This is a genomic window from Pontibacter chitinilyticus, assembly GCF_039748935.1.
Taxonomy (GTDB): Bacteria; Bacteroidota; Bacteroidia; order Cytophagales; family Hymenobacteraceae; genus Pontibacter; species Pontibacter chitinilyticus.
On sequence record NZ_JBDIZJ010000014.1, the window covers coordinates 93,258 to 120,194 of the forward strand.

Sequence of the window (26,937 nt, forward strand, 5' to 3'; positions counted from 1 at the left end):
GCTCTTGTTGTGCCACCCTATTCCGTAAGGGTATGCAAAAGTAGTAACCAATTTTTAAGTAGCAAACATTCTTCCTAAAATTATTTTAAAAACAGCCGCTGCGTACCTTTATTGGCATTATTTAGTATCTTTATCTATCAATTAGTATGTATAACGAATAATTTATGGCGATAGGAATTGAGAATATCATCTTCCTGATAGTGGCGGTGATGGGTATCGGTCTGTTTGCGTGGCAGATCAGCCGGATACGTCGCAATGTACTAATGGGCCGCAACATGGTGCTGGCCGATAACCCGTCGGAGCGCCTTAACAACGTGCTGCTGGTGGCGTTTGGGCAGCAGAAAATGTTTAAGCGCCTTGTGCCTGCTGTGCTGCACCTGTTTGTGTATGTCGGCTTTCTGGTGATCAATGTGGAGGTGATCGAGATACTGATCGATGGTATTTTTGGCACGCACCGCATCCTGGGTTTTGCCGGGGTGCTGTATAGTGGCCTGATGGCGGTAAATGAGGTGCTGGCGGCGCTGGTGATTATAGCCTGTGCTATTTTCCTGTGGCGCCGTAATGTGAAAAAGCTGCCGCGCCTGGCCTCTGGCGTAGAGATGCGTGCCTGGCCTGAGCTGGATGCCAATATCATACTTGTTACTGAAATCGTGCTGATGCTGGCACTGTTTGCCTTTAACATTGCCGACCAGAAACTGGCACAGCTGAGCGGTGAGCCGATGGCGGGCAGCTTTCCGGTGAGTGGCGCCTTCGTAAACCTCTTCGGCGCAGATGCTGGTACTTTGCACGTGATTGAGCGTGTGGGCTGGTGGATTCATATCCTGGGCATTCTGGCGTTTATGAATTACCTGCCTAGTTCCAAACACTTTCACATTATCATGGCTTTCCCGAACGTATACTTCTCCAAGCTGCTGCCCAAAGGTAAGTTTACCACTAATCCGGCTATTACGCACGAGATAAAAGCCATGCTGGACCCCAGCTACCAGCCACCTGCCCCGGAAATGGACGCTGATGGCAACCCGATTCTGCAGCGCTTTGGCGCTAAAGACGTGGAAGACCTGACCTGGAAACAGCTCATGGACTCCTATACTTGCACGGAGTGCGGCCGCTGCACAGCTGTTTGCCCGGCTAACATTACCGGCAAGTTGCTCTCGCCACGCAAAATTGTGATGGATACCCGCGACAGGATGGAAGAGAAAGGAGAACATCCGGCTATCTTCCACCCTAACCATTACCAAGAAATGGGCGTGGAGCGTGTGGAGGTAACCGAAGAAAAAACATTGCTGCGCGGCTATGTAACCCCGGAAGAACTCTGGGCCTGCACCACCTGCAATGCCTGCGTAGAAGCCTGTCCGGTGAACATAGACCAACTGTCAACCATCATGGACCTGCGCCGCTTCCTGGTGCTGGAAGAGTCCGCCGCGCCAGCCTCGCTGAATGCCATGTTTACCAACATAGAGAACAACGGAGCGCCCTGGGCCTTCTCCCCAGCCGACCGCTTTAACTGGGCTGACGACCTGTACGTGCCTTCAAAAAACTAACAAAGCAATTTTCAGGCGAAGCATAAAAGCAAAGGACCTGTACAAGCAATCCTTTGTGTTTTGTTCAAGCGTCTTTTCAAGTATAAAACCAAATGGAAGAGAATAAAAGATTAGTGAAAGTGCCGACCATGGCTGAAATGGCTGCTAGCGGCGAGGAGCCCGAAATTTTGTTTTGGGTGGGCTGTGCCGGTGCTTTTGATGACCGCTATAAACGTGTGACCCGTGCTTTTGTGCAGATACTGGAACACGTCGGCATTAAGTATGCCGTGCTGGGTACAGAAGAGAGTTGCACCGGCGATCCGGCCAAGCGGGCTGGCAATGAGTTCCTGTTCCAGATGCAGGCGCTTACCAATATTGAGGTGCTGAACGGATACAACATCAAGAAGATCGTAACGGCCTGTCCGCATTGCTTCAACACCATCAAAAATGAATACCCTGATCTGGGCGGCACCTATGAGGTGATCCACCACTCTACCTTTCTGCAGCAGCTTATAAACGAGGGCAAAGTGCACGTGCAGGGCGGCGAAGCGTTCAAGGGCAAGCGCATCACTTACCATGATTCCTGCTACCTGGGCCGTGCCAATGGCATTTACGAAGCGCCACGCGAGGTAATTGCAGCCCTGGATGCCGACCTGGTGGAGATGAAGCGTGTGCGGGCCAATGGCTTGTGCTGCGGTGCCGGTGGTGCCCAGATGTGGAAAGAGCCGGAGCTAGGCAAAAAGGACATCAACATTGAGCGCACCGAGGAAGCACTGGCTACGTTAGGTGGCGGCAACAGCGTAATTGCAACGGCTTGCCCGTTCTGTATGGTGATGATGAGCGATGGCGTGAAGAACAAGGAGCAGGAAGAAAACGTAAAAGTCTTCGATATTGCCGAATTGATCGCGCAAGCCGAAGGGTTGAGCAGGTAAGGGAAAGGTTACATGTGTAAGGGTGCTGTATTCCTTTACATCAACCATTTAGCACTAAACCTGCTACCTCGAAGCCATCCAACAACAAACAATCAACTATAACATGTATATTCCGTTTGACGAATTGCCGCAGCATGCGCGCCTCTGGATCTACCAGGCTGACCGGCCACTGACAGCGGCGGAACAGGCTGAAATAAATCCCCAACTGCAGCGTTTTGCAGAAGAGTGGAGTAGCCACGGGAAAGGCTTGCAGGCTTCGGCACGGCTGCTCCACAACCAGTTTTTAGTTTTAGCGAATAACGAAAGCGCCACATCGGCCAGTGGTTGCTCGATTGATAAATCAGTGCACTTTGTTCGGGAATTGGAGCAGCAGCTTAACGTCTCGTTTTTCGACCGTACCCGCTTAGCTTTCCTGCGCGAAGGGCAGGTAGAGGTAGTACCCATGCAGGAGCTGAAAGGCAAAGTGGCTGCCGGCGACATTGATAAAAATACACTTTATTTTGATACATTAGTACATGATTACGGAGAGTTGCGGGAGGCATGGCCACGGCCGGCCGGTAACAGCTGGCTCTCCAAGTATTTTTAACTGCCAAAAACGAATTTATACTTGCTCATGCATCAATTGCTAAAAAAGCCTATCGCCCTGAAACTGAAGCTTGTTAGTTTATTTGCGCTGCTTGTGGTGCTTGGGAGCTGTGGCACCGGCAAGTACCTCAGCAAAGGCGACAAACGCTTTGAGCAGGAGCAGTACGAACGGGCCATCGCATACTACAAGCAGGCACTCACTAAGGAACCTAACGCCGGCGAGATCAACTACCGGATCGCGGAGGCTTACCGCCGCTCTAACCGCATTGCGCTGGCCGCTCCATACTATAAAGCGGCTTTAGAGGGTGGCTTTAAGCGGGAAGATGCTTACTTCTACTATGGCTTGGCGCTGAAAGCTAATGGCGAGTACGAAGAAGCCCTCAATCAATTGCAGGATTACCTGCGCGTGGGCACCAACACCCAACTGAAAGCACAGGCCGCCAAAGAGGTGGAGAACTTCAGCACGATTAGTAATATTCTGCGCAGCAACCAGAAGTATGAGGTCCACAACTTGGGCGCGCTCAACTCGGAAGCATCAGAGTTCGCGCCCTATGTGCTGGCCAACGAGCTGGTGTTTTCCTCTACGCGTGGCCCCGGCAAAGAGTACCTGGGCAACGGCGAAGGCTTTTTGGATACTTACGCTACCACGCTCGCTGACTCTGCCAGCATGGGCAGCGCCGTGCATAAGTTTGAAACCGTGAATGTGGAGGGCCTGCACGATGCACTGGCCACCTTTTCTAACGACGGCGGCACAATGGTATTTGCCCGCGGCAACGAGGGAACGAAAAAAGGGCGCCAGAACGTGGATTTATACATCACTTTTCATCGCGCCGGGGGCTGGACAGAGCCCAAGCTGCTCAACATCAACGACCCGCAGGCCTGGGATTCGTCTCCCGCTTTCTCCCCCGACGGCAAAACGTTATACTTCTCCTCCAGCCGCAAAGGTGGCCTGGGCGGCAATGATATCTACAAAGCTACCGTGAATGAAAATGGCCGCTTCTCAGCACCGGAAAACCTGGGGCCAGATATCAACACGACAGGTAATGAGAGCTTTGTATCAGTTGGGCCGGATGGTACTTTATACATTGCTTCCGATGGCTTGCCGGGTTTAGGTAACCTGGACCTGTTCCGCGTGGAAAACGGGAAGCCAGTGAATATGGGGAAGCCCGTTAACTCGCCTGGTGATGACTTCGGCATCTTTTTCAAGGACAACAACACCGGCTATTTTTCTTCTAACCGCGAAGGCGGCAAAGGCAGCGACGACATCTATGTGATTGTAAAGTCGAAGCGCAAGCAAGTGAACTTCTTTGTAGATGGTACACTGTACCAACTGCGTGAAGGTGCACGCCAGCGCACCGCGGTGCCTAACAGCAAAGTGACACTGCAGGATGAGCGGGGGCAGGCCCTGCGCACCACTACCACCGATGCCAGCGGTAAGTTTACCTTTGCCTTGGATAGTGCTTCCACCTACTCGCTGGTGGCGGAGAAGCCGGGCTTCTTTACTGCCCGCCAAAGTGTAACTACCGTAGGCAAAATGCCGCCGCAGGACCAGTTGACAGAAGAAGAGAACGAAGTGCGCCTGACAGCGACGCTGGTGCTGAACGAGATCGTGAAAGAGAAAGCAATTGTGCTGGAGAATATCTTCTATGACTACGACAAGGCCAATATTCGGCCTGATGCCGCTGTGGAGCTGGATAAGCTAGTGCAGGTGCTGAAAGATAATCCTAGCATTTCCATTGAGCTGAGTTCCCATACTGATGCCCGTGGTTCCGATGCCTATAACCAGGACCTGTCGCAGCGCCGTGCCGAATCTGCCGTAGAGTACATCATCTCGAAGGGCATTGACCGCTCACGTATTACCGCCAAAGGTTATGGCGAGAGCCGCCTGGTTGTGAAAAATGCCAAAACAGAAGAAGAACACCAGCGTAACCGCCGCACCGAATTCAAGGTGGTACGTATACAGGAATAATATCAGTGTAGCGCTAAATTTAAAACGCAGCATAAGGTTATACTTATGCTGCGTTTTTGTTTAGGTATGCTATCGGATAATATACTTAAAACCTACCCCGATACTGGTTAATGTGTTAAGGCTGGCACCGCGCATGTAATCTATTTTGTAGCCGGCAAAAGTACGGTGGTAGTCCAGCGACAAAGCAATTGGAGCTCTGGGGAAAGTATACTCGATGCCAATGGTATAGCTGCCGACCAGGTTCGTTTCCATGGGCTGTCGTTCGCCTAGCCGGCTCTGGTTGGTGCCCACAATGCCCAGGCCTAAACCGGCGTAAGGCCGGAAACGGCTGGAGTGCAGCAGTTGCGGCTGCCAAAGGTAACTGACAGAAGCCAGGTAAGTGCCGCGGGCAGGTAAGCTAAATTGTGCCTCTATCGCCGATTCTTTCCAGAAAAAGTGCTTCACGCTAACGTCCAGACCGGTACCTGTGGGGCCGCCGTAGGTTGCGCGCAGGCCAATGGCCGTTTTGTAAGGCGCCGCGGCTTGCGGTATAGCGGCAGGTAAATCCTGCGCGAGCAGAGAAGAAGTAGCCAGTGCCATCGCTGCCACCAGAGGAAGCATAAGTTTGTTTTTCATAAAAGGTAAGTTATATAGCTTGTTCTATATAGGGGGAGTAATATTTGGAGCAAAGGGTTGCATGCGGGCGTGTTGAATAGAACAAGTTACTATTGATTTTATACTTCAGGCTGCCGCTAATTCCGCGGGCTTTCTTAAATTTGTAGGAAACCACCATAGCTATGGAAAACAGATACCTTCGCCGCGGCGTCTCTGCTTCTAAAGAAGATGTGCACAACGCCATCAAGAACATTGACAAAGGCCTTTTCCCGAAAGCATTCTGTAAGATCATCCCTGATATTCTCACCGGCAATCCTGATTACTGTGCCCTGATGCATGCCGATGGCGCCGGTACCAAATCGGCGCTGGCTTACATGTACTGGAAAGAAACCGGCGACCTGAACGTGTGGAAAGGCATTGCCCAGGATGCGGTGGTGATGAATACCGATGACCTGCTCTGCGTAGGCGCTACCGACAATATCCTACTTTCTTCCACCATCGGGCGCAACAAAAACCTGGTTCCCGGCGAAGTGATTGCGGCCATCATCAACGGCACCGAGGAAGTGCTACAAATGCTGCGCGACAACGGTGTAGGCATTTACAGCACCGGCGGCGAAACAGCGGATGTAGGCGACCTGGTGCGCACCATTATTGTAGATAGCACCGTAACAGCCCGTATGCGCCGCGAGGAGGTGATCTCAAATGATACTATTCAAGCAGGAGACGTAATTATAGGCTTTGCCTCTTATGGGCATGCCACCTATGAGGCGGAGTATAACGGCGGCATGGGCAGCAACGGCCTCACTTCAGCACGCCATGATGTGTTCCACAAGTATCTCTCTGCCTCTTATCCCGAAAGCTACGACCCCGAGTTACCGGTAGATCTGGTATACTCAGGCAACTATAAGCTAACCGATATAGAGCCGGAAACCGGGCTGGAGATGGGCAAACTGGTGCTCTCACCTACGCGCACCTATGCGCCGATTGTAATGGAGATACTGAAAGCACACCGCCCGCACATACATGGCATGGTGCACTGCAGTGGCGGTGCCCAAACCAAAGTGCTGCACTTTACCGACAAGGTGCACATTGTTAAAGATAACCTGTTCCCGGTGCCGCCGCTGTTCCGGATCATTCAGGAGCAGAGCCACACCGACTGGAAAGAGATGTACAAGGTCTTTAACATGGGCCACCGCCTGGAAATCTACCTGCCGGAGCAGTATGCGCAGGAGCTCATCGACATCTCCAAAGCCTTTGGCGTAGAGGCGCAGGTGATTGGCCATGTAAAGCAGAGCAAAACCAACGAGCTTACCATCCGCAGCCCTTATGGGGAGTTTTACTACGAAGGATAATCATACTTACCCTATACTTGCAAGCGCCACAGGCAACCCGCCTGTGGCGCTTCTTATTTGATACTTGATGTTACATAACAAGTTCAGAAAACCGGTGCTTATATAGTTATACCTATAACAGGGGCCATACAGACTGGTGCAGCAGTTGAAAAACTACCAGCATGTGGTGTTACAAAGAGGAGTTAAATAGCCTTTTTGGTATAGTTATAGGTTTACATATTGCTATACATTTAAACCTTATTACAACATAAGAAAGCAAACATTTACCCCCCCCTCATCCGGCGCCCTGCTCCGGCTGCTGATGTTTTTATTCCTGTCTGTTAGTATAACTTTCTGGGGCTGCGACAAAGCCAAAGAAGTAGTGCAGCCTATAGTGAAAGCTATTACTGCTGCGCAAAAGCAAACCATAAAAGCTGGCGATGCGAAGGAAGACAAAGACGACAAGTATAAAGCCGATAAAACCGGCCAATACGTGAGCAAAGATGTGCAGGTGCCGGACAATGGCGGCAAGGAGCGTCCGACAAGGCCAAAGTATGATGTGGCTGAAGAAGGAGTTAGCACAAAGGATATCGCTCCTTGTGATCCATGCGGCGGAACAACTACATCGACAGTGACCTCTACATTTGTAAGTTCTGTAGGCTTGGGTTTTGTAAGTAGTAACCCTGCTGGCTATATATATTCTTTACGAATTATTAGCGGAGATAATTCTGCAATTCAACCAAGTGTGGGACATATTAAAATTAATGCTGATTTAAATAGAGGTTCTGGTGGTAAATATATTTATTTAACCTTTACTCGAGACACAACTTATACCTATGAAAACGATGGGGCACATCCAGCGCAAACGTTTGATATCCCATTAACTTACATAAGAGTTGCCAGCTACACTCAATTTGACTACAACAATCCTTATAGCAATATTGCTCCAGGGGATGACCTTAGACATATGTTCAAGTTTGAAGGAGGGAAAAGTTATCCGGTAGACTTAAATGACGGCGCAGGAGGAAAGTATGTTTTTGGGCATGTAAGCCGACTTGCAAAGTACGGTGACGCTGTAAAAGAAGTCGGTGTCATATATGGCAATAGTAGTTCTATTAATCCTCCTACAGGATGGATTAAAGTAGCAGGTGACTTGAACGAAAATGCAGGAGGTGACTACATCTATTTTTGCTATAAAAGGTAATCATTGCACATTACAAATAAAAGCAAGCTTGTAATGAAAACATTACTTTTCTCCCTCTTACTGCTTTTCTCATCCTTAGCGGCTAACGCGCAACAAACAGAGCCAACAACTACTGCGGGCGAGCGGCTGTATGTGGGAGTCGGCCTGACAAGTATATCCTATCACATTTACTACAAGGGGCCTCAACTGTCTGGATTTTTGCCTACCGGCTATTTTGCCCCCGTTGCAGTTAACCTTGGCTACTGGCTGAACGAAAGAGCAAGTATACAGATAGGAGCGGCCTACGGTGGCAGTAAAGATAAAGGCTCCTGGTCCGACGTTAGTGCTTCCGGGGAGGTGATAACGCATGATGAGACTTCTAAAACTCGTGCAGTAGCAGTGCCTGTTACAGGCAGGTTTGTTTTCTTCAAGGTTTACAAACGCTTTCCGCTTTATGGCACGGCCACGCTGCTATCCGCCTGGGGCTTTACGCAATCCAGTACTGCGGAAGCAAAGAATGGTGGCACACCCACCATCATCACGGAGCATTACAAGGGCATAAATGTCTTTGCAACGGCAGGGGTAGGATTTAATTACAAAATCAGCAACCGCTTTACGGGATACGTGGAAGTGCTGCCTTTTAAGTATAACCTGAACGGGCATAATTCCTTTTATCACGATTGGGAACGGTATGCCACTAAGGACAGAAGGTTCTACAAATCTTTTAGCGTTGGGGTAAACTATAGCTTATAAGAAAGAAGCGGAAAATAAAAGCAGACACATTCTCTATGTACTGGCACAAGCCTTTTTAGTGGATGTGCACGGCAGATCAGTAATTATGCATCTTTCCGCTACTCTCCAAAGAGAATTCTGCTACTATTTTGGTTTGAGTATAAGCTTTGTAGTTGTAGCCATTGCTTTAATACCTCCCTACCCTCCTCAAGGAGGGAATCCTGCTGTAGGAGGAAGAGAAGTAGAAGTGGTATAGCAGAAGCTTCGCTCCTGGTGCTGCTTTGTCCCTTCGGGCCAGTGAAGTCAGAGACTTCACATTTATCCAAAGTCACGAATCTGGAGATTCGCGCCAGAAAAGAGTTAGGTAATTACTTTGGTCAAAGTAGAAACCTCATAGCAGAAGGTATCGCGCGGACAGGTCGCGACCTGTCCCTACAGATAAACGAGCAAGCCATTAGCTATCGAATGGATTCCAGTCCTTGGGTTGAGCGCCTTGGCGGGTTCCGGTGCCTGCAAGGCAGCGCGCAAGCGCAGGTTCACGCCGCTGCGCGATGCCCGAGGACGAGCCCTCGCGGGCTTAGAGCGAGCCAAAGCCATAGATGCAACAAGACAAGTATAGAACTGAGCATCAACAGCTGCTAGCAAGTATAGCTTGCCTGCTAAAGTATATAACAACTGCTACCAAGTATAACCGAAAAAGAACTATCAATCTACGGTAGGTAAAACCAACAACAAAACAGGCTTCCCTGTATCTGGAGAAGCCTGTTTTTATGATCTAAACGATCGATAGCTTTATCTTAACCTATCCACCGACCGCACTAAATCTTCATCACGTTTAATAAAGCGGTTGGCCAGCGCATTGAGCAGCAAAGCTAGCATAGGCAGGTAAAAGCCGGCTTCATAAGCACCGTTATCACTAGCCATAACCATGTCAGCGCCCACATAAGCAGCGTAGTAGAACGAGGTGCCCAGCAGTGCCGCAATAATCAACGTGTTAAAAAGGCCCAATTTCATTTGATTCAGGCGGTTTTTGTATTGGAATATCTCATACAAGGCCACAACAGCCGCGGCAATGGCTAACATCGCAATAGCAAAAGTGCCTTTGTTCGGGAGGTTGCCAACCGAAGCAATATCACCTTGCTCATTCAGAAAGTGCGATTTCAGGTTCCAGGCGGTTAACACAACTGTTTCGTGGGTGGTAGCATCGGTTTTAGACCAAAGGGGCAGAAACAGCATAGCAACCATAGCCAGCGCCAACAGCAACAGAAACACAGATTGAATTCTTTGTATCATAAAATAATAGGTTTAACAGGAAAAGCATGCAAAGTTAGACAAAGGCCTGTAAAACAAAAACGCATGCAGCAGCCAAAGTATAAACAGCGTTTTGCAGGACCACTTTTTACAGAAAAGAACTGCGTGTGCTCCGGCATCAACATTTCACGTGAAACACAGGATGCTTTTGAGGAATAAGCTAGCCGCAGGTAACTGAACCAGACAGCGCTTAGCGCCTTAACCGCAGAAACCCTACCTTTGTGCTATGCGCTACTTTTTAGAAATAGCTTATGACGGTGGCCGCTTCCATGGCTGGCAGGTGCAGCCAAATGCCTTATCAGTGCAAGAGGTGCTCGACGACAGCCTAAGCAAGGTGCTGCGCGAGCCAATTGCCACCGTAGGTAGCGGCCGCACAGATACTGGCGTGCATGCAAGCCAACAGTTTGTGCATTTCGATGTAGCGCAGGAACTGGCGCCGCAACAAACTGTATTCCGCCTCAACCGCCTGCTGCCAGCCGACATTGCTGCTAAGAACTTATACTTAGTGCCCGACGAGGCACACGCCCGCTTCGATGCGATGGCGCGTACGTACCATTACTACCTCACGCTTAACAAAGATCCTTTTCAGCGCCACCACACTTACTACTACAGCCGACCACTGAATGTGGCAAAGATGAACGAGGCAGCGGCCATACTTTTGAAGTATGAGGATTTTACGACATTCAGCAAAGTGAAAGGCGACACAAAGCATTACCGTTGCACTATGTATGAAGCCAAGTGGCAGCAGGAAGGGGAGACATTGATCTTTACCATCCGGGCCAACCGTTTTCTGCGGGGCATGGTACGGCTGGTGGTGGGCACGCTGCTGGATGTGGGGAAAGGAAAGCTAACTGTAGCACAATTTGAGCAGATCATTGCCAGCCAGGACCGAAGCAAGTCCAGTGCAGCCGCCCCGGCAGAAGGTTTGTTTCTGGCAAAAGTAGCGTATCCGGAAGGCCTTCTTTCAGGGGAGTAGCAGGATAGTTGCTTTAGCTGAAGTATAAGCGTTGCTGTGCCGAATCCAACCACCTCTGCCCCTCAGAGCTACGCCCGCAAGTTTCGAACTCGCGTTCGCACTTGTCTAAGGAGGGGAGCCTGTAGTCGCTTTGGCTGAAGTATAATTGGAGAAGTATAAGTTGTATAGCAGGAGCTTTGCTACGTGTTGCTGAATTTGCCCCTTCGGGCCAGTGAAGTCAAAGACTTCACCTCCACCTCAAGTCACTAATCTGGAGATTCGCGCCAACTCATTAACTTAAACTTCAATTTATACTTGAGCCCAAGTATAAGCAGGAGCTATGAGAATGGATTCCAGTCCTTGGGTTGAGCGCCTTGGTATGTTGCGGTGCCCGTAAGGGCAGCCCGCAGCGGAGCGAGGAGCAGCTTCACGCCACCGCGCGATGCCCTTGTCGGGGGCCCCTGCACCCCCAGGACGTGCCCGCGCGGGCTTAGAGCGCACCAAAGCCAGAGATGCAACAGGACAAGTATAAAACTGAGGAGGAACGGCAACTAACAAGGATAGCCTGCCTGATAAAGTATAAACAACAGCTATCAAGTATAACCGGAAGTGCAAAAGAATAAAAAGTTTGATTAACAAGTATAGCTAAAAAAGCAACCATACTTCTGCAAAAGCTTCAAACTACAACTCAACAGGCTAAAACATTTACAAATGTACAAACCTGAATCCCTAAGTATAAAACCATTAACTTTACAATCGGTTAAGAAAAGACACACGTACAGTCAAAGCGCCTGTTTGTACTTGAGCCCATTTAAAGCAGAACAATTTCCTTGGAAGATAAACCTAAAAACACTGGTAAAGTATTTGATTCCGATGTACTGAAACGGCTTTTTACGTTCGTAAAGCCCTATATCAAAACTTTCTACTTTATCATTTTCCTGACCTTTGCCTCGGCTATTCTAGCCGCTGTGCGCCCGTTCCTTATTCAGTATACCGTAGACCACGACATTCTGAATAATGACTGGGAGGGTCTGAACCGCATGTTCGTCATTCTGGGCGTGCTGCTGGTGGTGCATGCCCTGGTACAATACCTGCATACCTATTTTGCCGGTTGGCTGGGGCAGAGTGTGGTGCGTGATATCCGCATCAAACTGTTTCGCCACATCCTGGACCTGCGCCTGAAGTTTTTCGACCGCACGCCCATCGGCACCCTTGTAACGCGCAATGTGTCGGATGTGGAGACGCTCTCGGATGTGTTCAGCGAGGGGCTGGCTGCAATGATTGGCGACATTCTGCAACTGGTGTTCATCCTGGGCTTCATGTTTTACATCGACTGGCGGCTGACGTTGGTGAGCCTTTCCACGTTCCCGCTCATGCTCATCAGCACCTATATCTTCAAAGAAAAGATCAAGGAAACCTTTCAGGAGGTACGCACGGCTGTCGCGCGGCTCAACTCGTTTGTGCAGGAGCACATCACCGGCATGAGCATCGTGCAGATCTTCAACAACGAGCAGCGCGAGATGGAGAAGTTTGAGGAGATCAACAAAGAGCATACGCGCGCTAACATCCGCTCTGTGTTATACTATAGCATTTACTTTCCGGTAGCCGAGATCATCGGGGCGGCAGGACTGGGCCTGCTGGTGTGGTATGGCGCTTATGGCGTTATCAACGACCGCACCTCTTTGGGCTCCCTAATGGCTTTTATCCTATACATCCAGATGTTCTTTCGGCCGATACGCATGATTGCTGACCGTTTTAACACCTTGCAGTTGGGCGTGGTGAGCACCGAACGTTTGATGCGCCTGCTGGACAGCCAGGAACTGATTGCCGATAACGGTACCTATGCGCCGGAGCGGTTGCGCGGCAATGTGAGCTTCCAGAACGTTTGGTTTGCTTACAACGACGAAGAGTGGGTGCTGCGGGATGTTTCGTTTGACGTGAAAGCCGGCGAAACGGTAGCTTTTGTTGGAGCAACAGGCGCCGGTAAAACCTCGGTAATCAACCTGCTCAACCGCTTCTACGAGATCAACAAAGGGAATATTGTGGTGGATGGGCACGACCTGAAGGAGTATGACTTGGGTGTGCTGCGCCACCATATTGGCGTGGTACTGCAGGATGTGTTCCTGTTTTCCGGAAGTATAGCCGACAACATCAGCCTGGGCAACAAAAGCATCACCGAAGAGCAGATGTGGGAAGCCGCAGATTTGGTGGGCGCGCGGAAGTTCATCGAGCGATTGCCGGGTGGGTTGCACTACCAGGTGATGGAGCGGGGCGCCACCTTGTCGGTGGGGCAGCGGCAGCTGATCTCCTTTGTGCGGGCTATGGTGTACAACCCGGAGATCATCATCCTGGATGAGGCGACCTCCAGCGTAGACTCTGAAACTGAAGAGCTCATTCAGTACGCCATCGACCAGCTGATGCATGGCCGGACCTCCATCGTTATTGCCCACCGCCTCTCTACCATTCAAAAAGCGGATAACATTATTGTGCTGGACAAGGGCGAAGTAAAGGAAATGGGCAACCACGACCAGCTGCTGCAGCATAACGGCTACTATGCGCAGCTTTACCAGATGCAATACAAGAACATGATCGACCTATGAAAAAACTCTTCTATGTGCTGGCAGGTTTTGCCATTATCCTGCTGGTAATATATACTTTTATTGGCGGCTTTACGGCTCCCGATGTGAAGCTGACAACCTCTAAGGCAATGTATGTGGCCGGGCAACCTTTCGAAGGCTCCATAAAAGATCCCGCACTTAGCAACGCGTTTAAAAAAGCGGCAGAAGTGGTGCAAAGCAATACGCTGCAGGGCATCTTGGGTAACATTTACTACAACGACCCGGACCACAGCGGCGACAGCATAAAAGCCTTTATTGGCGTAATTGTACCGGACTCCGGGGTTGCGCTGCCGCAGGGATATGAGTTGCGCCGCGTACCGGGCGGCCGGAAAGTGGTGCAGGCCGAGGCTACAGCTAATGTCGCCATTCTGCCTAAAAAGCTCTATGCGGCCGTTTTTGACTATGCCAAAAAACAAAAATTGACGTTGGAAGACTTTTACGTGGAGTGGTTTCCGGCTGAAGACAAGGGTGTGGTGCAGGTACCAGTAAAGCAATAATTTATCGACTGTTTTATAGTATAGATTTATATTTATATTTGGAAGAGGACAGCGTCTCTGCTGCCTCTCCAGACGAACAGCTCCGTGGGCACAAAAGCAGAAGCAAAAAAAGAACAGATACTGGAAGCTGCCAAAGTAGTATTTGGTAAACTAGGCTACAGCAAGGCCACCTTAGATGATATTGCCGCTGCTATAGGCCTTAAAAAGCCGACGCTCTACTACTACTACAAAAACAAAGAGCTCTTGTTTATAGAGGCTTTTTCGCAGGAATGGCGGGAAAGTCTTTCCCGTATCAAACGTATTGCCGAGCAGGAGCCCGACCCGCACCGGCGCCTGCAACGCTACATCCAGTCTTCGTTGCGCTATTACCAGGAGATCGTGACGCAGCATACCATTTCCATTCGGGTGCTGATCGAGACGCGTGTTACCTTCCAGGAACTCTTCCGCGAGTCTAGGGCCAAAGAATCAAACTACTATGCCGCTGTGATAAAAGAGGGGATCGCCAGCGGCGTGTTCGTGCCCTGCGAGGCCGAGCGCGTGGGCTACTCCATTATGGTGGTAAAAGATCTGATACAGTTCGAAGAATTCCAGCGGGCCGACTTCCACAAGCTGCCCACCATTGACTTCGAGAAGATAGAGCGCGATGTGCAGTTCACCGTTAACCTCATCCTCAACGGTATCAGCAGGAGCTAATAGCTGAACAGCTGTGCGGCCCTCTTTTCCAAAAGATTAGAAATCGACCTGAATTGAAAAAGCAGGAGATAAAGTTTACCTAGGTAAACTTTATCTCCTGCTTTTTCAATATAAATTCTTCCGTCGCATTCGCTCTGAAGGCACTATCGCTGAGCGAAATAAAAAATTAAGCCATTAACAATTTAGCCCTTCAAAATAAGTTTACTCTGCGGCTTTGATCTGCTCCAGCTTGGCCTTTAGGGCTTCCAGGTCGGGGTGATGGTCTTTGGCTACTTCGGCGGCATCCAGCTCTTGTAGCATGTCCTGCATTTGCTTCAGGTAAGCGGCTTTGTCTTTCTTGAGGCAGCCTTTCTGGTGGTCGTGGCAGTTGCCGTCCTGGTCCATCGGTTTGAACATGCTGCCCTCACCATAGATGAGCCACTGCGAGTTCAGGTCGTGGAAGTGCTTTAAAATGGCAACCAGGTCATCTAGCATGTAATTCTGACCGGAAATAATGCAGGAGAGGGTTTGCTCATCGCTACCGGTCATGGTTTTGAGTTGCTCCATATCCAGTTCTTTCAGATTTGTATAAAACCTGAACCGTTTACCAATTTGCTGTAGGTCGATTGCCATATACCGAAAAGTTAATTTTAAGATTGATTTAGCTTGCTATACGTAGCTATAACACAATCTATTCTAAAAAATTCCGACAAGGGCGCTATAGCATGCCAGCACTTGTGTATATCAGGCTAACAACGCAGCGGGCATGGTCAACTATTCCGTATCTTCAGACTGCAGCTGCCGCTCATACAGCACCTTATACAAGCCATCGTCGCCAATCAGCTCCTCGTGCGTGCCATGCTGCACAATTTCTCCGTCGTCCAGCACCAGGATGCGGTCTGCCAGTTTAACTGACGATACCCGGTGCGAAATAATGATAGACGTACGGTTGTGCATGATGCGGCGGAGGCTGTTAAGTATGGCGTTCTCAGTTTTGGTGTCTACCGCCGAGAGCGAATCGTCCAGTATAAGTATACTTGGTTCGCGCACCAGTGCCCGCGCAATGGATACCCGCTGCTTCTGCCCGCCCGAGAGCGTAATGCCGCGCTCGCCAAGCTTGGTGGCAAACTGCTCCGGAAAATGAATGATATTTTCGTACACGTCTGCATCTTTGGCGGCCTGCACCATCTGCTCTTCGGTAATGTCGGGCAAGCCAAAGCCGATGTTGTTGCGAATTGAATCGGAGAAGAGGAATACGTCCTGCGGCACATAGCCGATCTGGCTGCGCAGGCTTCTGATGTTATAATCCCGCACGTCGATGCCGTCGACTAGCACACGACCGCCGGTTACATCATACATGCGCGGCAGCAGGGTAGCAATGCTGCTCTTGCCGGAGCCGGTATTGCCGATCACCGCCAGTGTTTCGCCGTGGCGGATGCTGAAGGATACCTGCTTCAGCGCATGAATATTCGTATCGGGGTACACAAAGTCCACGTTCTCAAACACGATATCACCTTTGATCGGCTTGCTGATGTTCTGCTGCGAAATAATTTCAGTTTTGGTGTTTAGGAACTCGTTAATGCGCTCCTGCGAGGCCGCTGCCCGCTGCACCAAGCTGGCCGTCCAGCCCAGCGAAGTTACCGGCCAGGTAAGCATGTTCACGTAGATGATAAACTCGGCAATATTACCCGTGGTAATGCTGCCGTTGATCACCTCCTGCCCCCCAATGTAAATGGTAATGATGGTACTCAGCCCCACCATAAACAGTACCAGCGGAAAGAACAGCGAGTTTACAAAGTTCAGCTCAAGCGATTTGTCTTTATAGGTGTTGCTGGCGGTGGTAAAGTTGTTGTGCGAGTCGTCTTCGCGCACAAACGATTTGAGCACTCTTATACCTGAAAAAGCCTCCTGCACAAAGGTCGTAATGCCTGAAAGGCTGCGCTGTATCTCATCAGATTTGCGCTGGATGATGGTATTAACATAGTAGATGCTCACGGCCAAAATAGGCAGTGGAATGAGCGTATACATGGTCAGCTTCACGTTAACGGCCAGCATGTAGGGGATCACCATCACGAACAGGATTACGAGGTTGATGCCATACATGATGGCTGGGCCCAGGTACATGCGTACGCGGCTCACGTCCTCGGAAATGCGTGCCATCAGGTCGCCGGTGTTATTTTTGCGGTAAAAGCTGAGGGGCAGGCTCTGGTAATGCGCATAGATCTCGTTTTTGAGGTCGTTTTCGATCAGGCGGCTCATTACGATGAGCGTCTGGCGCACAAAGAACAGGAAAACACCGCGCAACAGCGCCATCAGCAGAATCACCACGCCATACACCAGAATGCTTTTCCCGAAAATGCCATACACCAGTTCCTGCTGCTGCAGTCCCTCATACAGGTTGTGCAGGCCAATGCCCTCTTTGATCAGGTTGAAGGAGTGGCGCACGATCTGGGCCGGCAGTATCTGGAAGATGTTGGAGATAATTGTAAACACAATGCCCCACAGCAGCCTGTATTTATACTTGAGCAGGTATTTATTTAAGTAGCGTAGTGATTTCACAGCAGGATAGTTAAAGCCCTTAGGCTTTTACGTTGGTTGCAACGCACAAATTGAATTAATAAAAAAAAGAATTAATTTCGCAGCGCGAAACAGGAGGGGGTACTTTACTCCCCCTGCAAAGATAGAAGAACACGTAATCAATTCATAAATGGTCGAGATTAAAGAGATAGAAGTGAAGAAAGACAAATCGGTCTTTGATCAGATAGCAGAACACGAACACGAGAAAGTTGTTTTCTGCCACGACAAAGATACCGGTCTCAAGGCCATTATCGGCATCCACAGCACGGTGCTGGGGCCTGCCTTGGGCGGCACGCGTATGTGGCCCTACGCTTCAGAAGCAGAAGCGCTGGACGATGTGTTGCGCTTATCCAGAGGCATGACCTATAAAGCAGCTATCTCTGGCCTAAACCTGGGCGGCGGGAAGGCCGTGATCATCGGGGATGCCAAAAAAGACAAGAATGAAGCCCTGCTGCGCAAGTATGGCCGCTTCATTAAAAATCTGAACGGGTCGTATATTACTGCCGAAGATGTGGGCACCACAACCAAAGACATGGAGTTCATCCGTATGGAAACAGAACACGTGTCGGGCTTGCCGGAAGCCATGGGCGGCAGCGGTGATCCTTCACCCGTAACCGCTTACGGCACTTATATGGGCATGAAAGCGGCTGCGAAAAAAGCCTTCGGATCAGACTCTCTGGAAGGTAAGAAAGTAGCCGTGCAGGGCGTAGGCCATGTGGGCGGCTACCTGGTGGAGCTGCTGTCTAAAGAAAACGCGGAGATCTACATCACTGACATCTACGAAGACCGCCTGAAGGAGGTATCTACTAAGTATAATGCACGTGTGGTGGGCATGGATGAGATCTATGACCTGGATGTAGATATCTACGCCCCCTGCGCACTAGGTGGCACGCTCAACGATGACACCATCAGCCGCCTGAAGTGCCAGGTAATTGCAGGTAGCGCCAACAACCAGCTGCGCAACGAGGTGGTACATGGCCCGGCATTGGTAGCACGCGGCATTTACTATGCCCCGGACTTTCTGATTAATGCCGGTGGCCTGATCAATGTATACTCGGAACTGGTAGGCTACAGCCGCGAGAGCGCCTATGCCCAGACTGAGCGCATTTACGGCTATACATTGGATATTTTTGATCTGGCTGAGAAAGAAGGCATTCATACACAGCTGGCAGCTACCAAGATGGCCGAGCAGCGCATTGCCAGCATCGGCAAAGTACGCTCTACCTTCTAAGCACAACCTGGGCAACAGTTAAGTACGTTAAAGCAGAAGTGCTGCATGGCCGGAAGCATTTTCCGGCCATGCAGCACTTAGTTTACAGTTTCGGAACTATAAGCAGCCAGGCTGGCATTCTGACTTATAGCAACCAAAAGTTTGCGGTGCCGTCAGGTACCATTGTTACGATTACAACAACACGCTCTTTAAAATAAGAATATGCTCAACCGCAGAACACTACGAATCAAGGCAATGCAAGCCATTTATGCGTATATGCAGGCCGAAGGTTCAGATTATCTGCTGGCGTTAGACCAGATAAGCGACGATTTTGCGCCCGACCTTAACTCCATGGAGGTGCAGGACAAACGGTTGCTGGAAGGCAGGAGGCAAATTGCTACCCTGCTCTTTAAAGAATGGTATGCTACGCGCCAGTTTGAAGCCGAGGAGAATGATAAGGAAATAATCAATGCGGTAAACAGAGCCATCGTATACTACCAGAACCTCCTCAAGAAAGATTATCAGACTTACTTTAACCAGATGATGAATGCCGTAGAGCGCATCTACGACCATTACCTGGGCACGCTGCAGATACTGCAGGTGTTAGTAAGCTTAATAGAAGAAGAGGAGGAGAAAAAAGAAAAGCGGTTTACTGTTTCCAAAGGGCCGGATGTGAAGCGCTTCCTCCGCAACAGTGTGGTGCAGCGCTTGTTGCACAATAAATCGTACCAGCAGCACATCATTCGCCGTAATATTAGCTGGGGCTCCGATATCAGCGAAATCCGCTCTGTTTACAAGAACATTCTGAAGCAGGATGAGACTTTTCTGCATTACCTGGCGCTGCCTGAACCAAGCCCGGAAGAGGACCTGGAGGTAGTGCAACATATATTTAAAAACATTATCTTTAAAGAAAAAAACTTACAATCTTTGTTTGAAGAGCAGGATCTGAACTGGGTGGAAAACAAATCCATCGTGAAGAGCCTGGTTAACAAGACAATAAAAATCTTCGGAGAAGAAGTGGCAGAAGATCAGCCATTGCTGGAGCTGTCGGCTAACTGGGAGGATGACAAGGCCTTTTTTGAGGAGTTGTATCACCAGACAATCAAAGAAGACGAAAAGTACGAGGCCCTGGTGGCTGCCAGCGTAAAAAACTGGGATGTGGAGCGCGTGGCCCTGCTCGACAAGATCATACTTAAGATGGCACTTTGCGAGATGCACATCTTCCGCAGCATACCTGTAAAAGTTACCATCAACGAGTATCTTGAAATCTCAAAGCTGTATAGTACGCCTAAAAGCAAGCAGTTTGTAAATGGTGTGCTGGATAAAATGGCGCAGGAGCTTACAACCAAAGGAGATATCCGCAAATCAGGCCGCGGCTTGATTGATAACAAGTAAGCATACGCTACAGTTGGCTGCCAGCAGGAGGGTACCGTAAAAGGAAGAAATAAGAACCCTACATATTCGTTTAAGAACTATGAGTAAGAAAATAAACAACGCACTATTCTTTATATCCGGCACAGCTGTAGGCGCTGCAGCCGGCATTCTGTTTGCACCCGAAAAAGGAAGAGAAACGCGCAGCTGGCTGAGCTATCGCCTGGAGAAATACCGCGATACGCTCACCGACCTGGTAGAGCAGCTGATGGCTGACCGTGACAGTTCGCTGTCGTTGGCAAAGTCAGAGGGACAGCGCGTAATCCAGGATGCAAAAGACAAAGCAGAGAAACTACTTGGCGATGTAGACTCGCTTATTAATGAAATTAATAGCCGGAAAGAACTATAACGCATGAAACAAATTACACTTATTCCCGGCGACGGGATAGGTCCTGAAATTACAGAAGCGGTTAAAGCAGTTTTTAGTGCGGCTAACATCCCCGTAACCTGGGAAGAGGAAAACGCCGGCCAAACCACATTTGATACGGTTGGCGAACTGATACCGGCCACGCTGATTGCTTCGCTTGAAAAAAACAAAGTTGCTTTGAAAGGGCCGATCACCACGCCGGTGGGAAAAGGCTTTAAAAGTATAAATGTGCAGCTGCGCCAGATGTTTGACCTGTATGCGAATGTGCGGCCGGTTAAAACCACCAAAGGCATCAACACACGCTTCGACAACGTGGATCTGGTGCTGTTCCGGGAGAATACAGAAGGGCTTTACTCCGGATTAGAGATCTTTGATGAGCGTCTCCAGATCGCAGACTCCATTTCGCGTGTCACCCGGGTAGGCTGCGAAAAAATTGTGCGGGCAGCGTTTGAGTATACCCGCAAGCACAACCGCAAAAAAGTAACGGCGGTGCACAAAGCCAACATTCTGAAGAAAGCCGGAGCGCTGTTCTTGGACGTGACCAAAGCAACTGCCCAGGAATACACCGACATCACCTGCGACGACAAGATCATCGACAACATGTGCATGCAACTGGTGGTAAAGCCGGAGCAGTTTGATGTAGTGGTCACCACCAACTTGTTCGGTGATATCCTGTCTGATTTATGTGCCGGTCTGGTAGGGGGCTTAGGTGTAGTTGCCGGCGCTAATATTGGCGATGAGATGGCTATTTTTGAGGCTGTTCATGGTTCTGCGCCTGATATTGCAGGCAAAGGTATTGCCAACCCGACGGCTCTGCTGCGCTCGGCTATTATGATGCTGCACCACATCGACCTGCACGAGCAGGCCAACCGCATAGATGCAGCGCTGGATGCCACGCTGGGTAACAAAGAAGAGTGTACCGGCGACTTGGGTGGCCCGGCTAATACCCGCGCGTTTACTCAGCATATAATTGATAAATTGTAATCATTATTTTAAAAGGAGTTTTAAGATGAAAAAGCACCTGATATTGGCCGTAAGCTTTGCAGTAACACTCGGGCTGGCCAGTTGCGACAACAAAGCAGGCAACAGCGATACCGTGGCCGCGGATGGTACGACAGCAACAGAGCAGGCCCAGCAGCCTGTTGATAACCCCAATGTAGTGTCTGCATCTGAAGCTACAGCAGCACCTGCTGCAAATGCGCCTGTTATCGCATTTGATGAGCAGGTGTATGACTTTGGCACCATCAAACAAGGGCAGGTGGTAGAGCATACTTTTTCGTTTACCAACACGGGTAAGTCGCCGCTGATCATCGAGAATGCCTCTGCATCCTGTGGCTGTACTGTGCCAGAGCCGCCTACAGAACCAATTGCTCCCGGCGAGAAAAGCGCTATTAAGGTGAAGTTTAACAGCACCGGTAAAATGGGGCAGCAAATGCCGACTGTAACTGTTCGGGCCAACACTGAGCCGAATCTGACAAAAATATCCATGCAAGGCACTGTAGAGTCCAGCGGTGTGCCCACTGCGGGTCCAGAAGGTCCTGTAAGACAATAATTCGCTTTAACAGCGTTAAAGCACAACCTATACATATGCAAACTATATTTCTTCAAGCCGGTGTCGGTGGTGGCGTTCTGCCACAGGTACTCATGTTCGGTGCCATTATCCTGGTGTTTTATTTTTTCATGATCAGGCCACAGCAGAAAAAAGTGCGTGATCAGAAGCAATTTCGTGAAGCACTGGTAAAAGGGATGAACGTAGTAACCATCGGCGGTCTGCACGGGAAACTTCTTGCCATAGAAGCAGAGACCGTTGTCGTAGAAGTAGATAAAGGCGTCCGCCTGGTGTTCGACAAAGCCTCTATTTCGATGGAGGCCACTGCTAAAGTAAATTAAGGTATAAAACGTTGCCGTTTGCCCGAGCAAGAAATATAATTTTATGGTTTGCAAGGCCTTTCAGGCCACAAACAAAGCAGTACTGGCGCGTCGTACTGCTTTGTTTTGTGGCGGCTTCTACTTTCTGGCTGCTCAACGCTCTTAATAAAAGTTATTCTACACAAACTACCTATCCTGTCCGGTTTGTATACAACCAGCAACAGCTGGTAGCAGTTAAGCCGCTGCCCGAAGAAGTAGCGATCAATGTGACCGGCAAAGGCTGGAAGCTGCTGCGTAAATCGCTCCGGTTCGAAGTAAAGCCAGCCGAAGTATACATCCGCAACCTGCCACGTAACAGTTACCTGTTGGGTTCCGCCTTGCGTCCGTCGCTGGTAAATGTGCTGGATGGGCTGGAGTTGAACTTTGTTGTAACTGATACGCTGCACTTCGACTTTAACAAACGTATAAAGCGCGCTATTCCCCTCAGGCTGGACCCGCAGCAGAAGATCGCTGCCGAGCGCCACGCCGTGGTAGGGCCTGTGGCCATCAAGCCTGATTCCATCGTATTTGAAGGTCCTTCTTCGCTGGTAGATAGCCTGCCTTCTCCTTTCTTGCTACGCCTGCCCAACCCAGGCCTGACAGAATCTGCCAAAGTGAGCGTTCCTATTGATTTTGGGGCTAACCCGATGGTAACTGCCAACATAAAAGAGGCAGTGGTAGGTATAAACGTGCATAATTTGCTGCAGGAAGAGCGGCAGTTAATACCAGAACTCATCAATGTGCCTGCCGGGCAGCTAGTATCGCTGCGGCCACCTTTTCTGCTGGTGCGCTACCAACTGCTGGAAGATTCTGCCGCCCTCTTAAACCGCGATACCTTCAAAGCTGTGCTGGACTACAGCAAGTATAACCCTGCCGACTCAACCCTGGTGCCGGAACTGGTGCAAAAGCCAATGGGGGTACGCCATGTAACCCTGTGGCCGGACCACGTAAAAGTTCTGACGCAGTAGCCGCTATGTTAAAGATCGGGATTACCGGGGGCATTGGCGTTGGCAAGAGTGTCGTTTGCCGGATGTTTGCCGTATTGGGCGTACCGGTATATGATTCCGATGCACGCGCCAAATGGGTGATGCACCACGATAAAGCCCTTCGGCAGGACCTGATCACCGCCTATGGCCCTACGGCCTTCACAGAAGCAGGGGAATTGAACCGGACATTTATTGCCAGCATTGTTTTTAACGACCCCAAGCGCCTGGCGCAGCATAATGCGTTGGTGCACCCACATGTGGGCCGCGACTTTGCAACCTGGACTGGGCTGCACGCCGATAAGCCGTACGTGTTAAAAGAAGCGGCGCTTATGTATGAGTCGGAGGCATGGAAGCAGATGGACCAGATCATCGTTGTTGCTGCTCCGCTGGAAGTACGCATCAAGCGCCTGCTACAGCGTGACCCCCACCGCACCGAAGCCGACATCAAAGCCATTATGGCAAAGCAGTTGACGGAAGAAGAGAAGATTGCCCGTGCTCAGCAAGTGATCTACAACGATGAGCAGCAACTGATTATTCCGCAGGTGCTCCAACTGCATCAGCAGTTCCTTGCTGATGCTGCCCAGCAGATTCCCCATCAAGTATAAGCAATCAGAAGCGCCGAGGCGGTGCCATATACTAGCATCCGAGCCACTGCGTTTGTAAACTAGAACGGGTGCTGTAGGCAGTAGTATAGCACAATAAAAAGGCTGTAGAAAGAGGTTCTTGAAAAGTATGCACATAAAAAAAGGACAACTTTGCAGTTGTCCTTCTGTGGGGCGTACTGGATTCGAACCAGTGACCCCCTGCTTGTAAGGCAGGTGCTCTGAACCAGCTGAGCTAACACCCCAATTTTTATCTTCGAGACCTTTTGTCGTCGTTTGATGATGCAAATATGGGGCATATTTTTTTAACCGCAAAACATTTTAGGAAAATTTGTTAAATATTTTTCAAGCCGCTCTTACCCCTTGTACACCTGTTATTATGACTGTACCTTTATGTTCTGTAAGGTGCTTAGAATCTGAACTTTCGATCAGTGAGGAAAAGAGTTGTTAAAAAAGTGCTATTTTATGCCATTGCTGTGCCGGTCGTTGTACTTGGCATTGCCGCAGGGTTGGTATCTGTATACCAGGACAAGATCATTGCGCTTTTTGTAACAGAAGCGAATAAGCACATCAAAACCAAGGTAGATGTAAAGCAGATCTCCCTGTCGCTGTTTGAGAAGTTTCCGAACGTCGCTGTATCGCTGGACGAGGTAAATGTGCACGAGGGGCTACCTGAAAGTGAAGAGTCGCTGGCACGGGCAAATAAGCTATACTTTACCTTCAGCCTGCTGGACCTGCTGCGTGGCAGGTATACTGTAAAGCAGCTGTTTATGGAGCAGGGCGAAGTATACGTGAAGGTGCTGCCAGACGGTAAGGTGAATTACCTGATCATAGCTGACGATACAACTGATACCGAAGCCTCTGATTTCGCCTTTGACCTGGAAAAGATACACCTGAAGCAGGTGGCGCTGCATTACATCGATCAGCAACTCAAACAGAGCTATGAAGTGGACGCGCATGCATTGCAGGCTAGCCTGGGCATTACGCCCGAAAGTATAGAGGTAGTAGCTAGCGGCAATACCACGATTCATACAATCCAGATCGGGCCTAACGAGTATTTCAAAGACAAGCATGTGACCCTTGCGTCGGCACTTACGATAAACCGGCAGGCCCATACCATCCAGTTGCAGCCATCGGTGGTGCAGGTAGAGGGCGCTGCATACGAGGTGGGCGGAAGTATAAACTACCACGGTACCACCTCGCTGGACCTGAACTTTACCGGTAAAAATACCAGCATACAGTCGCTGCTCTCCCTGCTGCCGCAGCACCAGACGCGGGAGTTGCACCAGTACCGCAGCGAGGGCGATATTTACTTTAAAGGGAGCGTGAAGGGCAACGTATCCGCTAAAGAAAATCCACAGATTTCCGTTAGCTTTGGGGCGCACAATGCTTCTTTTTATCATCCGGATGTGAAGCAGCGCGTGAACAAGATAAACTTGGCGGGCAGCTTTACCAATGGCAGCGCCCACAGTGCTGCTACTTCTTCTTTAGAGCTTAAGAATTTAAGCGGCGTACTGAACGGCCGTAAGTTTTCCGGTAACCTCAAGTATAGTAACTTCAACAATCCCTCCATTGCCTTTGATGTGCAGGGTATGCTGGATGTGGGCTGTGTGCTGGGGCTGGCCAAGTTGGAGGAGGTGCGCAGTGGCAGCGGTCTGGCAGATGTGCGGATCGCTTTCTCGGGCAACCTGAACGAGTTCAAAGCACGGCCCGGCAATGCCACCGTGAGCACTACCGGTGATATTACGCTGCACAACGTATCGCTGGCGCTAAAGGAACTGCCGCTGCCTGTTTCCAATCTCAACGGTAACCTGATGTTTAAGCGTAACGATGTGGCCGTGTCGGACTTTAAAGGCAAGCTGGGGGAGTCGGACTTTGCCATCAACGGGATGTTCCGGAACATGATGGCCTGGCTGCTGCTCGACGGGCAGCGCCTGCTGGTGGAAGCCGATTTCAGCAGCCACTACCTGAACTTTGATCAGCTGCTGCGCGAAGAGCTCAATACCCCCCAGGATGCCCGCAAAGGCAGTGGCTCTGATTACCGTTTTGCCGTGTCGCCGCACATTGCCTTTGACCTGAGTGCCAGCATTAACCGGGTGCGGTTCCGGCGTTTCATGGGAAAGAACCTGCAAGGAGAGGTCAAGCTGCGCAACCAGGTCATTACCTCGCCTAACATATCGTTTAATGCTGTTGGCGGTAACTTTGCCGTGCGGGGTTCGCTGGATGCCCGCACCCGCAATCACATCAAGGTGAGCACCACTACCAAGCTCAACAACATGAGCGTAGATAGCCTGTTTTATGTATTTGAGAACTTCCACCAGAACTTTATTGAAGACCGCCACCTGCGCGGCCAGCTCACCGCCGACATTGTATCGGATGTATACTTAGACAGCCAGCTAAACCCGAAAACAGACCTTTTACAAGCCGAGATCGTGGCTACTGTACGTAATGGGCAACTGCTGAACTTTGCACCTATGCAGAAGATGTCGGTGTTCGTGAAGCGGAACGAGTTAGCGAACATGCATTTTGCGGAGCTGCATAACAGCTTCTGGATACAGCAACGCACCATCTATATCCCGGAGATGGACATTCGCTCTAACCTGTCGGCCGCACCGGTAGTATCTATCTCCGGCACCCATACGTTCGACCAGGACATGGATTATAAGATCAAGCTCCCCCTGTTCAGCAAAAGCAGACCTGATAAAGATGCCGTTTATGGTGTGGTGGCCGAGGACATGAATGCCGGCAACAGCTCCCTTTTTCTGACGCTCAAAGGCAAGGAGAACAACTTTAAGATCGCCTATGATAACCAGCGGGTGCGGCAGAAAATAAAAACAGACCTGAAGCAGGAGGGGCAGGAATTGAAAGATTTGTTACGGGGAAAAAGACCTAAACCAAAAGAAAAGGAAGTGGAGCCGCAGCAAGGCGAGTACTTCGATTTTTAACAGGCAAGCCCT

24 protein-coding genes and 1 tRNA gene are annotated in these 26,937 nt (G+C 50.0%); 20 read left to right on the forward strand and 5 right to left on the reverse strand.

What is annotated here, in order from left to right; all coding sequences use genetic code 11:
• Positions 1-164 precede the first annotated feature (164 nt).
• From ABDW72_RS17825 to ABDW72_RS17840, 4 genes are all read left to right on the forward strand, one after another.
• The gene (locus ABDW72_RS17825) at positions 165-1,541 is read left to right on the forward strand and encodes a 4Fe-4S dicluster domain-containing protein (protein ID WP_347159961.1); all 1,377 of its coding nucleotides are present in this window, start codon (positions 165-167) and stop codon (positions 1,539-1,541) included.
• 128 nt (positions 1,542-1,669) lie between these two features.
• Positions 1,670-2,452 (forward strand): (Fe-S)-binding protein, encoded by a 783-nt coding sequence (locus tag ABDW72_RS17830; protein ID WP_347160000.1) that lies wholly within the window; start codon positions 1,670-1,672, stop codon positions 2,450-2,452.
• Positions 2,453-2,555: 103 nt separating this feature from the next.
• Complete coding sequence (locus ABDW72_RS17835) at positions 2,556-3,038, forward strand: hypothetical protein (RefSeq protein WP_347159962.1); 483 nt, start codon at positions 2,556-2,558, stop codon at positions 3,036-3,038.
• Between the two features lie 27 nt (positions 3,039-3,065).
• Positions 3,066-5,006: a CHU_0125 family OmpA-like outer membrane integrity protein gene (locus tag ABDW72_RS17840; RefSeq protein WP_347159963.1), complete on the forward strand. Its 1,941-nt coding sequence runs from the start codon at positions 3,066-3,068 to the stop codon at positions 5,004-5,006.
• A 69-nt stretch (positions 5,007-5,075) separates the two neighbouring features.
• Here ABDW72_RS17840 and ABDW72_RS17845 read toward each other — a convergent pair whose 3' ends face one another.
• Positions 5,076-5,621: a hypothetical protein gene (locus ABDW72_RS17845; RefSeq protein WP_347159964.1), complete on the reverse strand. Its 546-nt coding sequence runs from the start codon at positions 5,619-5,621 to the stop codon at positions 5,076-5,078.
• 161 nt (positions 5,622-5,782) lie between these two features.
• On the opposite strand from ABDW72_RS17845, the gene ABDW72_RS17850 reads away from it, so the two are divergent.
• From ABDW72_RS17850 to ABDW72_RS17860, 3 genes are all read left to right on the forward strand, one after another.
• The gene (locus tag ABDW72_RS17850; protein ID WP_347159965.1) at positions 5,783-6,952 is read left to right on the forward strand and encodes an AIR synthase related protein; all 1,170 of its coding nucleotides are present in this window, start codon (positions 5,783-5,785) and stop codon (positions 6,950-6,952) included.
• 301 nt (positions 6,953-7,253) lie between these two features.
• On the forward strand, positions 7,254-8,135 hold the full coding sequence (locus tag ABDW72_RS17855) for a hypothetical protein (protein ID WP_347159966.1): 882 nt from the start codon (positions 7,254-7,256) through the stop codon (positions 8,133-8,135).
• A gap of 33 nt (positions 8,136-8,168) precedes the next feature.
• Positions 8,169-8,867 (forward strand): hypothetical protein, encoded by a 699-nt coding sequence (locus ABDW72_RS17860; protein WP_347159967.1) that lies wholly within the window; start codon positions 8,169-8,171, stop codon positions 8,865-8,867.
• Positions 8,868-9,638: 771 nt separating this feature from the next.
• Here the strand turns inward: ABDW72_RS17860 and ABDW72_RS17865 are convergent.
• Positions 9,639-10,139, reverse strand: coding sequence for a DUF4293 domain-containing protein (locus ABDW72_RS17865; RefSeq protein ID WP_347159968.1), 501 nt, complete (start codon positions 10,137-10,139; stop codon positions 9,639-9,641).
• Positions 10,140-10,383: 244 nt separating this feature from the next.
• Here ABDW72_RS17865 and truA point away from each other — a divergent pair, with 244 nt between their 5' ends.
• From truA to ABDW72_RS17885, 4 genes are all read left to right on the forward strand, one after another.
• The gene (gene truA, locus ABDW72_RS17870; RefSeq protein ID WP_347159969.1) at positions 10,384-11,133 is read left to right on the forward strand and encodes a tRNA pseudouridine(38-40) synthase TruA; all 750 of its coding nucleotides are present in this window, start codon (positions 10,384-10,386) and stop codon (positions 11,131-11,133) included.
• A gap of 809 nt (positions 11,134-11,942) precedes the next feature.
• Entirely contained in the window at positions 11,943-13,712 is a 1,770-nt protein-coding gene (locus ABDW72_RS17875; protein ID WP_347159970.1) for an ABC transporter ATP-binding protein, read from the forward strand.
• Entirely contained in the window at positions 13,709-14,227 is a 519-nt protein-coding gene (locus tag ABDW72_RS17880) for a GyrI-like domain-containing protein (protein ID WP_347159971.1), read from the forward strand. Before ABDW72_RS17875 ends, ABDW72_RS17880 begins: the two co-directional genes overlap by 4 nt.
• A gap of 84 nt (positions 14,228-14,311) precedes the next feature.
• A complete protein-coding gene (locus ABDW72_RS17885) occupies positions 14,312-14,920 on the forward strand; it encodes a TetR/AcrR family transcriptional regulator (protein ID WP_347159972.1) in 609 nt (202 codons plus the stop codon).
• A 201-nt stretch (positions 14,921-15,121) separates the two neighbouring features.
• On the opposite strand, the gene ABDW72_RS17890 is transcribed toward ABDW72_RS17885, so the two are convergent.
• Together ABDW72_RS17890 and ABDW72_RS17895 are read right to left on the reverse strand one after the other, a co-directional pair.
• Positions 15,122-15,532, reverse strand: coding sequence for a hypothetical protein (locus tag ABDW72_RS17890; protein ID WP_347159973.1), 411 nt, complete (start codon positions 15,530-15,532; stop codon positions 15,122-15,124).
• 141 nt (positions 15,533-15,673) lie between these two features.
• Entirely contained in the window at positions 15,674-17,458 is a 1,785-nt protein-coding gene (locus ABDW72_RS17895) for an ABC transporter ATP-binding protein (protein ID WP_347159974.1), read from the reverse strand.
• A 148-nt stretch (positions 17,459-17,606) separates the two neighbouring features.
• On the opposite strand from ABDW72_RS17895, the gene ABDW72_RS17900 reads away from it, so the two are divergent.
• The 8 genes from ABDW72_RS17900 (at position 17,607) to coaE (ending at position 23,983) form a co-directional block, all read left to right on the forward strand.
• On the forward strand, positions 17,607-18,707 hold the full coding sequence (locus tag ABDW72_RS17900) for a Glu/Leu/Phe/Val dehydrogenase dimerization domain-containing protein (RefSeq protein ID WP_347159975.1): 1,101 nt from the start codon (positions 17,607-17,609) through the stop codon (positions 18,705-18,707).
• A gap of 201 nt (positions 18,708-18,908) precedes the next feature.
• A complete protein-coding gene (gene nusB / locus ABDW72_RS17905; protein WP_347159976.1) occupies positions 18,909-20,081 on the forward strand; it encodes a transcription antitermination factor NusB in 1,173 nt (390 codons plus the stop codon).
• A 79-nt stretch (positions 20,082-20,160) separates the two neighbouring features.
• Positions 20,161-20,466 (forward strand): YtxH domain-containing protein, encoded by a 306-nt coding sequence (locus ABDW72_RS17910; RefSeq protein WP_347159977.1) that lies wholly within the window; start codon positions 20,161-20,163, stop codon positions 20,464-20,466.
• 3 nt (positions 20,467-20,469) lie between these two features.
• Positions 20,470-21,468: an isocitrate/isopropylmalate dehydrogenase family protein gene (locus ABDW72_RS17915; RefSeq protein ID WP_347159978.1), complete on the forward strand. Its 999-nt coding sequence runs from the start codon at positions 20,470-20,472 to the stop codon at positions 21,466-21,468.
• Positions 21,469-21,493: 25 nt separating this feature from the next.
• Positions 21,494-22,036: a DUF1573 domain-containing protein gene (locus ABDW72_RS17920; RefSeq protein WP_347159979.1), complete on the forward strand. Its 543-nt coding sequence runs from the start codon at positions 21,494-21,496 to the stop codon at positions 22,034-22,036.
• Positions 22,037-22,071: 35 nt separating this feature from the next.
• Positions 22,072-22,374, forward strand: coding sequence for a preprotein translocase subunit YajC (yajC, locus tag ABDW72_RS17925; RefSeq protein ID WP_347159980.1), 303 nt, complete (start codon positions 22,072-22,074; stop codon positions 22,372-22,374).
• A gap of 107 nt (positions 22,375-22,481) precedes the next feature.
• On the forward strand, positions 22,482-23,360 hold the full coding sequence (locus ABDW72_RS17930; RefSeq protein WP_347159981.1) for a YbbR-like domain-containing protein: 879 nt from the start codon (positions 22,482-22,484) through the stop codon (positions 23,358-23,360).
• Positions 23,361-23,365: 5 nt separating this feature from the next.
• Positions 23,366-23,983 (forward strand): dephospho-CoA kinase, encoded by a 618-nt coding sequence (coaE, locus tag ABDW72_RS17935; RefSeq protein WP_347159982.1) that lies wholly within the window; start codon positions 23,366-23,368, stop codon positions 23,981-23,983.
• 167 nt (positions 23,984-24,150) lie between these two features.
• Here the strand turns inward: coaE and ABDW72_RS17940 are convergent.
• A tRNA-Val gene (locus tag ABDW72_RS17940) sits at positions 24,151-24,225 on the reverse strand.
• A 186-nt stretch (positions 24,226-24,411) separates the two neighbouring features.
• Here ABDW72_RS17940 and ABDW72_RS17945 point away from each other — a divergent pair.
• A complete protein-coding gene (locus ABDW72_RS17945; RefSeq protein WP_347159983.1) occupies positions 24,412-26,925 on the forward strand; it encodes an AsmA-like C-terminal region-containing protein in 2,514 nt (837 codons plus the stop codon).
• Positions 26,926-26,937 lie beyond the last annotated feature (12 nt).

What these genes read in the sequence shown, in the direction of transcription:
- ABDW72_RS17825 (WP_347159961.1), top strand. Translation starts at nt 165, where the DNA reads ATGGCGATAGGAATTGAGAATATCATCTTCCTGATAGTGGCGGTGATG.
- ABDW72_RS17830 (WP_347160000.1), top strand. Translation starts at nt 1,670, where the DNA reads ATGGCTGAAATGGCTGCTAGCGGCGAGGAGCCCGAAATTTTGTTTTGG.
- ABDW72_RS17835 (WP_347159962.1), top strand. Translation starts at nt 2,556, where the DNA reads ATGTATATTCCGTTTGACGAATTGCCGCAGCATGCGCGCCTCTGGATC.
- ABDW72_RS17840 (WP_347159963.1), top strand. Translation starts at nt 3,066, where the DNA reads ATGCATCAATTGCTAAAAAAGCCTATCGCCCTGAAACTGAAGCTTGTT.
- ABDW72_RS17845 (WP_347159964.1), bottom strand. Translation starts at nt 5,621, where the DNA reads ATGAAAAACAAACTTATGCTTCCTCTGGTGGCAGCGATGGCACTGGCT.
- ABDW72_RS17850 (WP_347159965.1), top strand. Translation starts at nt 5,783, where the DNA reads ATGGAAAACAGATACCTTCGCCGCGGCGTCTCTGCTTCTAAAGAAGAT.
- ABDW72_RS17855 (WP_347159966.1), top strand. Translation starts at nt 7,254, where the DNA reads ATGTTTTTATTCCTGTCTGTTAGTATAACTTTCTGGGGCTGCGACAAA.
- ABDW72_RS17860 (WP_347159967.1), top strand. Translation starts at nt 8,169, where the DNA reads ATGAAAACATTACTTTTCTCCCTCTTACTGCTTTTCTCATCCTTAGCG.
- ABDW72_RS17865 (WP_347159968.1), bottom strand. Translation starts at nt 10,139, where the DNA reads ATGATACAAAGAATTCAATCTGTGTTTCTGTTGCTGTTGGCGCTGGCT.
- truA (WP_347159969.1), top strand. Translation starts at nt 10,384, where the DNA reads ATGCGCTACTTTTTAGAAATAGCTTATGACGGTGGCCGCTTCCATGGC.
- ABDW72_RS17880 (WP_347159971.1), top strand. Translation starts at nt 13,709, where the DNA reads ATGAAAAAACTCTTCTATGTGCTGGCAGGTTTTGCCATTATCCTGCTG.
- ABDW72_RS17890 (WP_347159973.1), bottom strand. Translation starts at nt 15,532, where the DNA reads ATGGCAATCGACCTACAGCAAATTGGTAAACGGTTCAGGTTTTATACA.
- ABDW72_RS17900 (WP_347159975.1), top strand. Translation starts at nt 17,607, where the DNA reads ATGGTCGAGATTAAAGAGATAGAAGTGAAGAAAGACAAATCGGTCTTT.
- nusB (WP_347159976.1), top strand. Translation starts at nt 18,909, where the DNA reads ATGCTCAACCGCAGAACACTACGAATCAAGGCAATGCAAGCCATTTAT.
- ABDW72_RS17910 (WP_347159977.1), top strand. Translation starts at nt 20,161, where the DNA reads ATGAGTAAGAAAATAAACAACGCACTATTCTTTATATCCGGCACAGCT.
- ABDW72_RS17915 (WP_347159978.1), top strand. Translation starts at nt 20,470, where the DNA reads ATGAAACAAATTACACTTATTCCCGGCGACGGGATAGGTCCTGAAATT.
- ABDW72_RS17920 (WP_347159979.1), top strand. Translation starts at nt 21,494, where the DNA reads ATGAAAAAGCACCTGATATTGGCCGTAAGCTTTGCAGTAACACTCGGG.
- yajC (WP_347159980.1), top strand. Translation starts at nt 22,072, where the DNA reads ATGCAAACTATATTTCTTCAAGCCGGTGTCGGTGGTGGCGTTCTGCCA.
- coaE (WP_347159982.1), top strand. Translation starts at nt 23,366, where the DNA reads ATGTTAAAGATCGGGATTACCGGGGGCATTGGCGTTGGCAAGAGTGTC.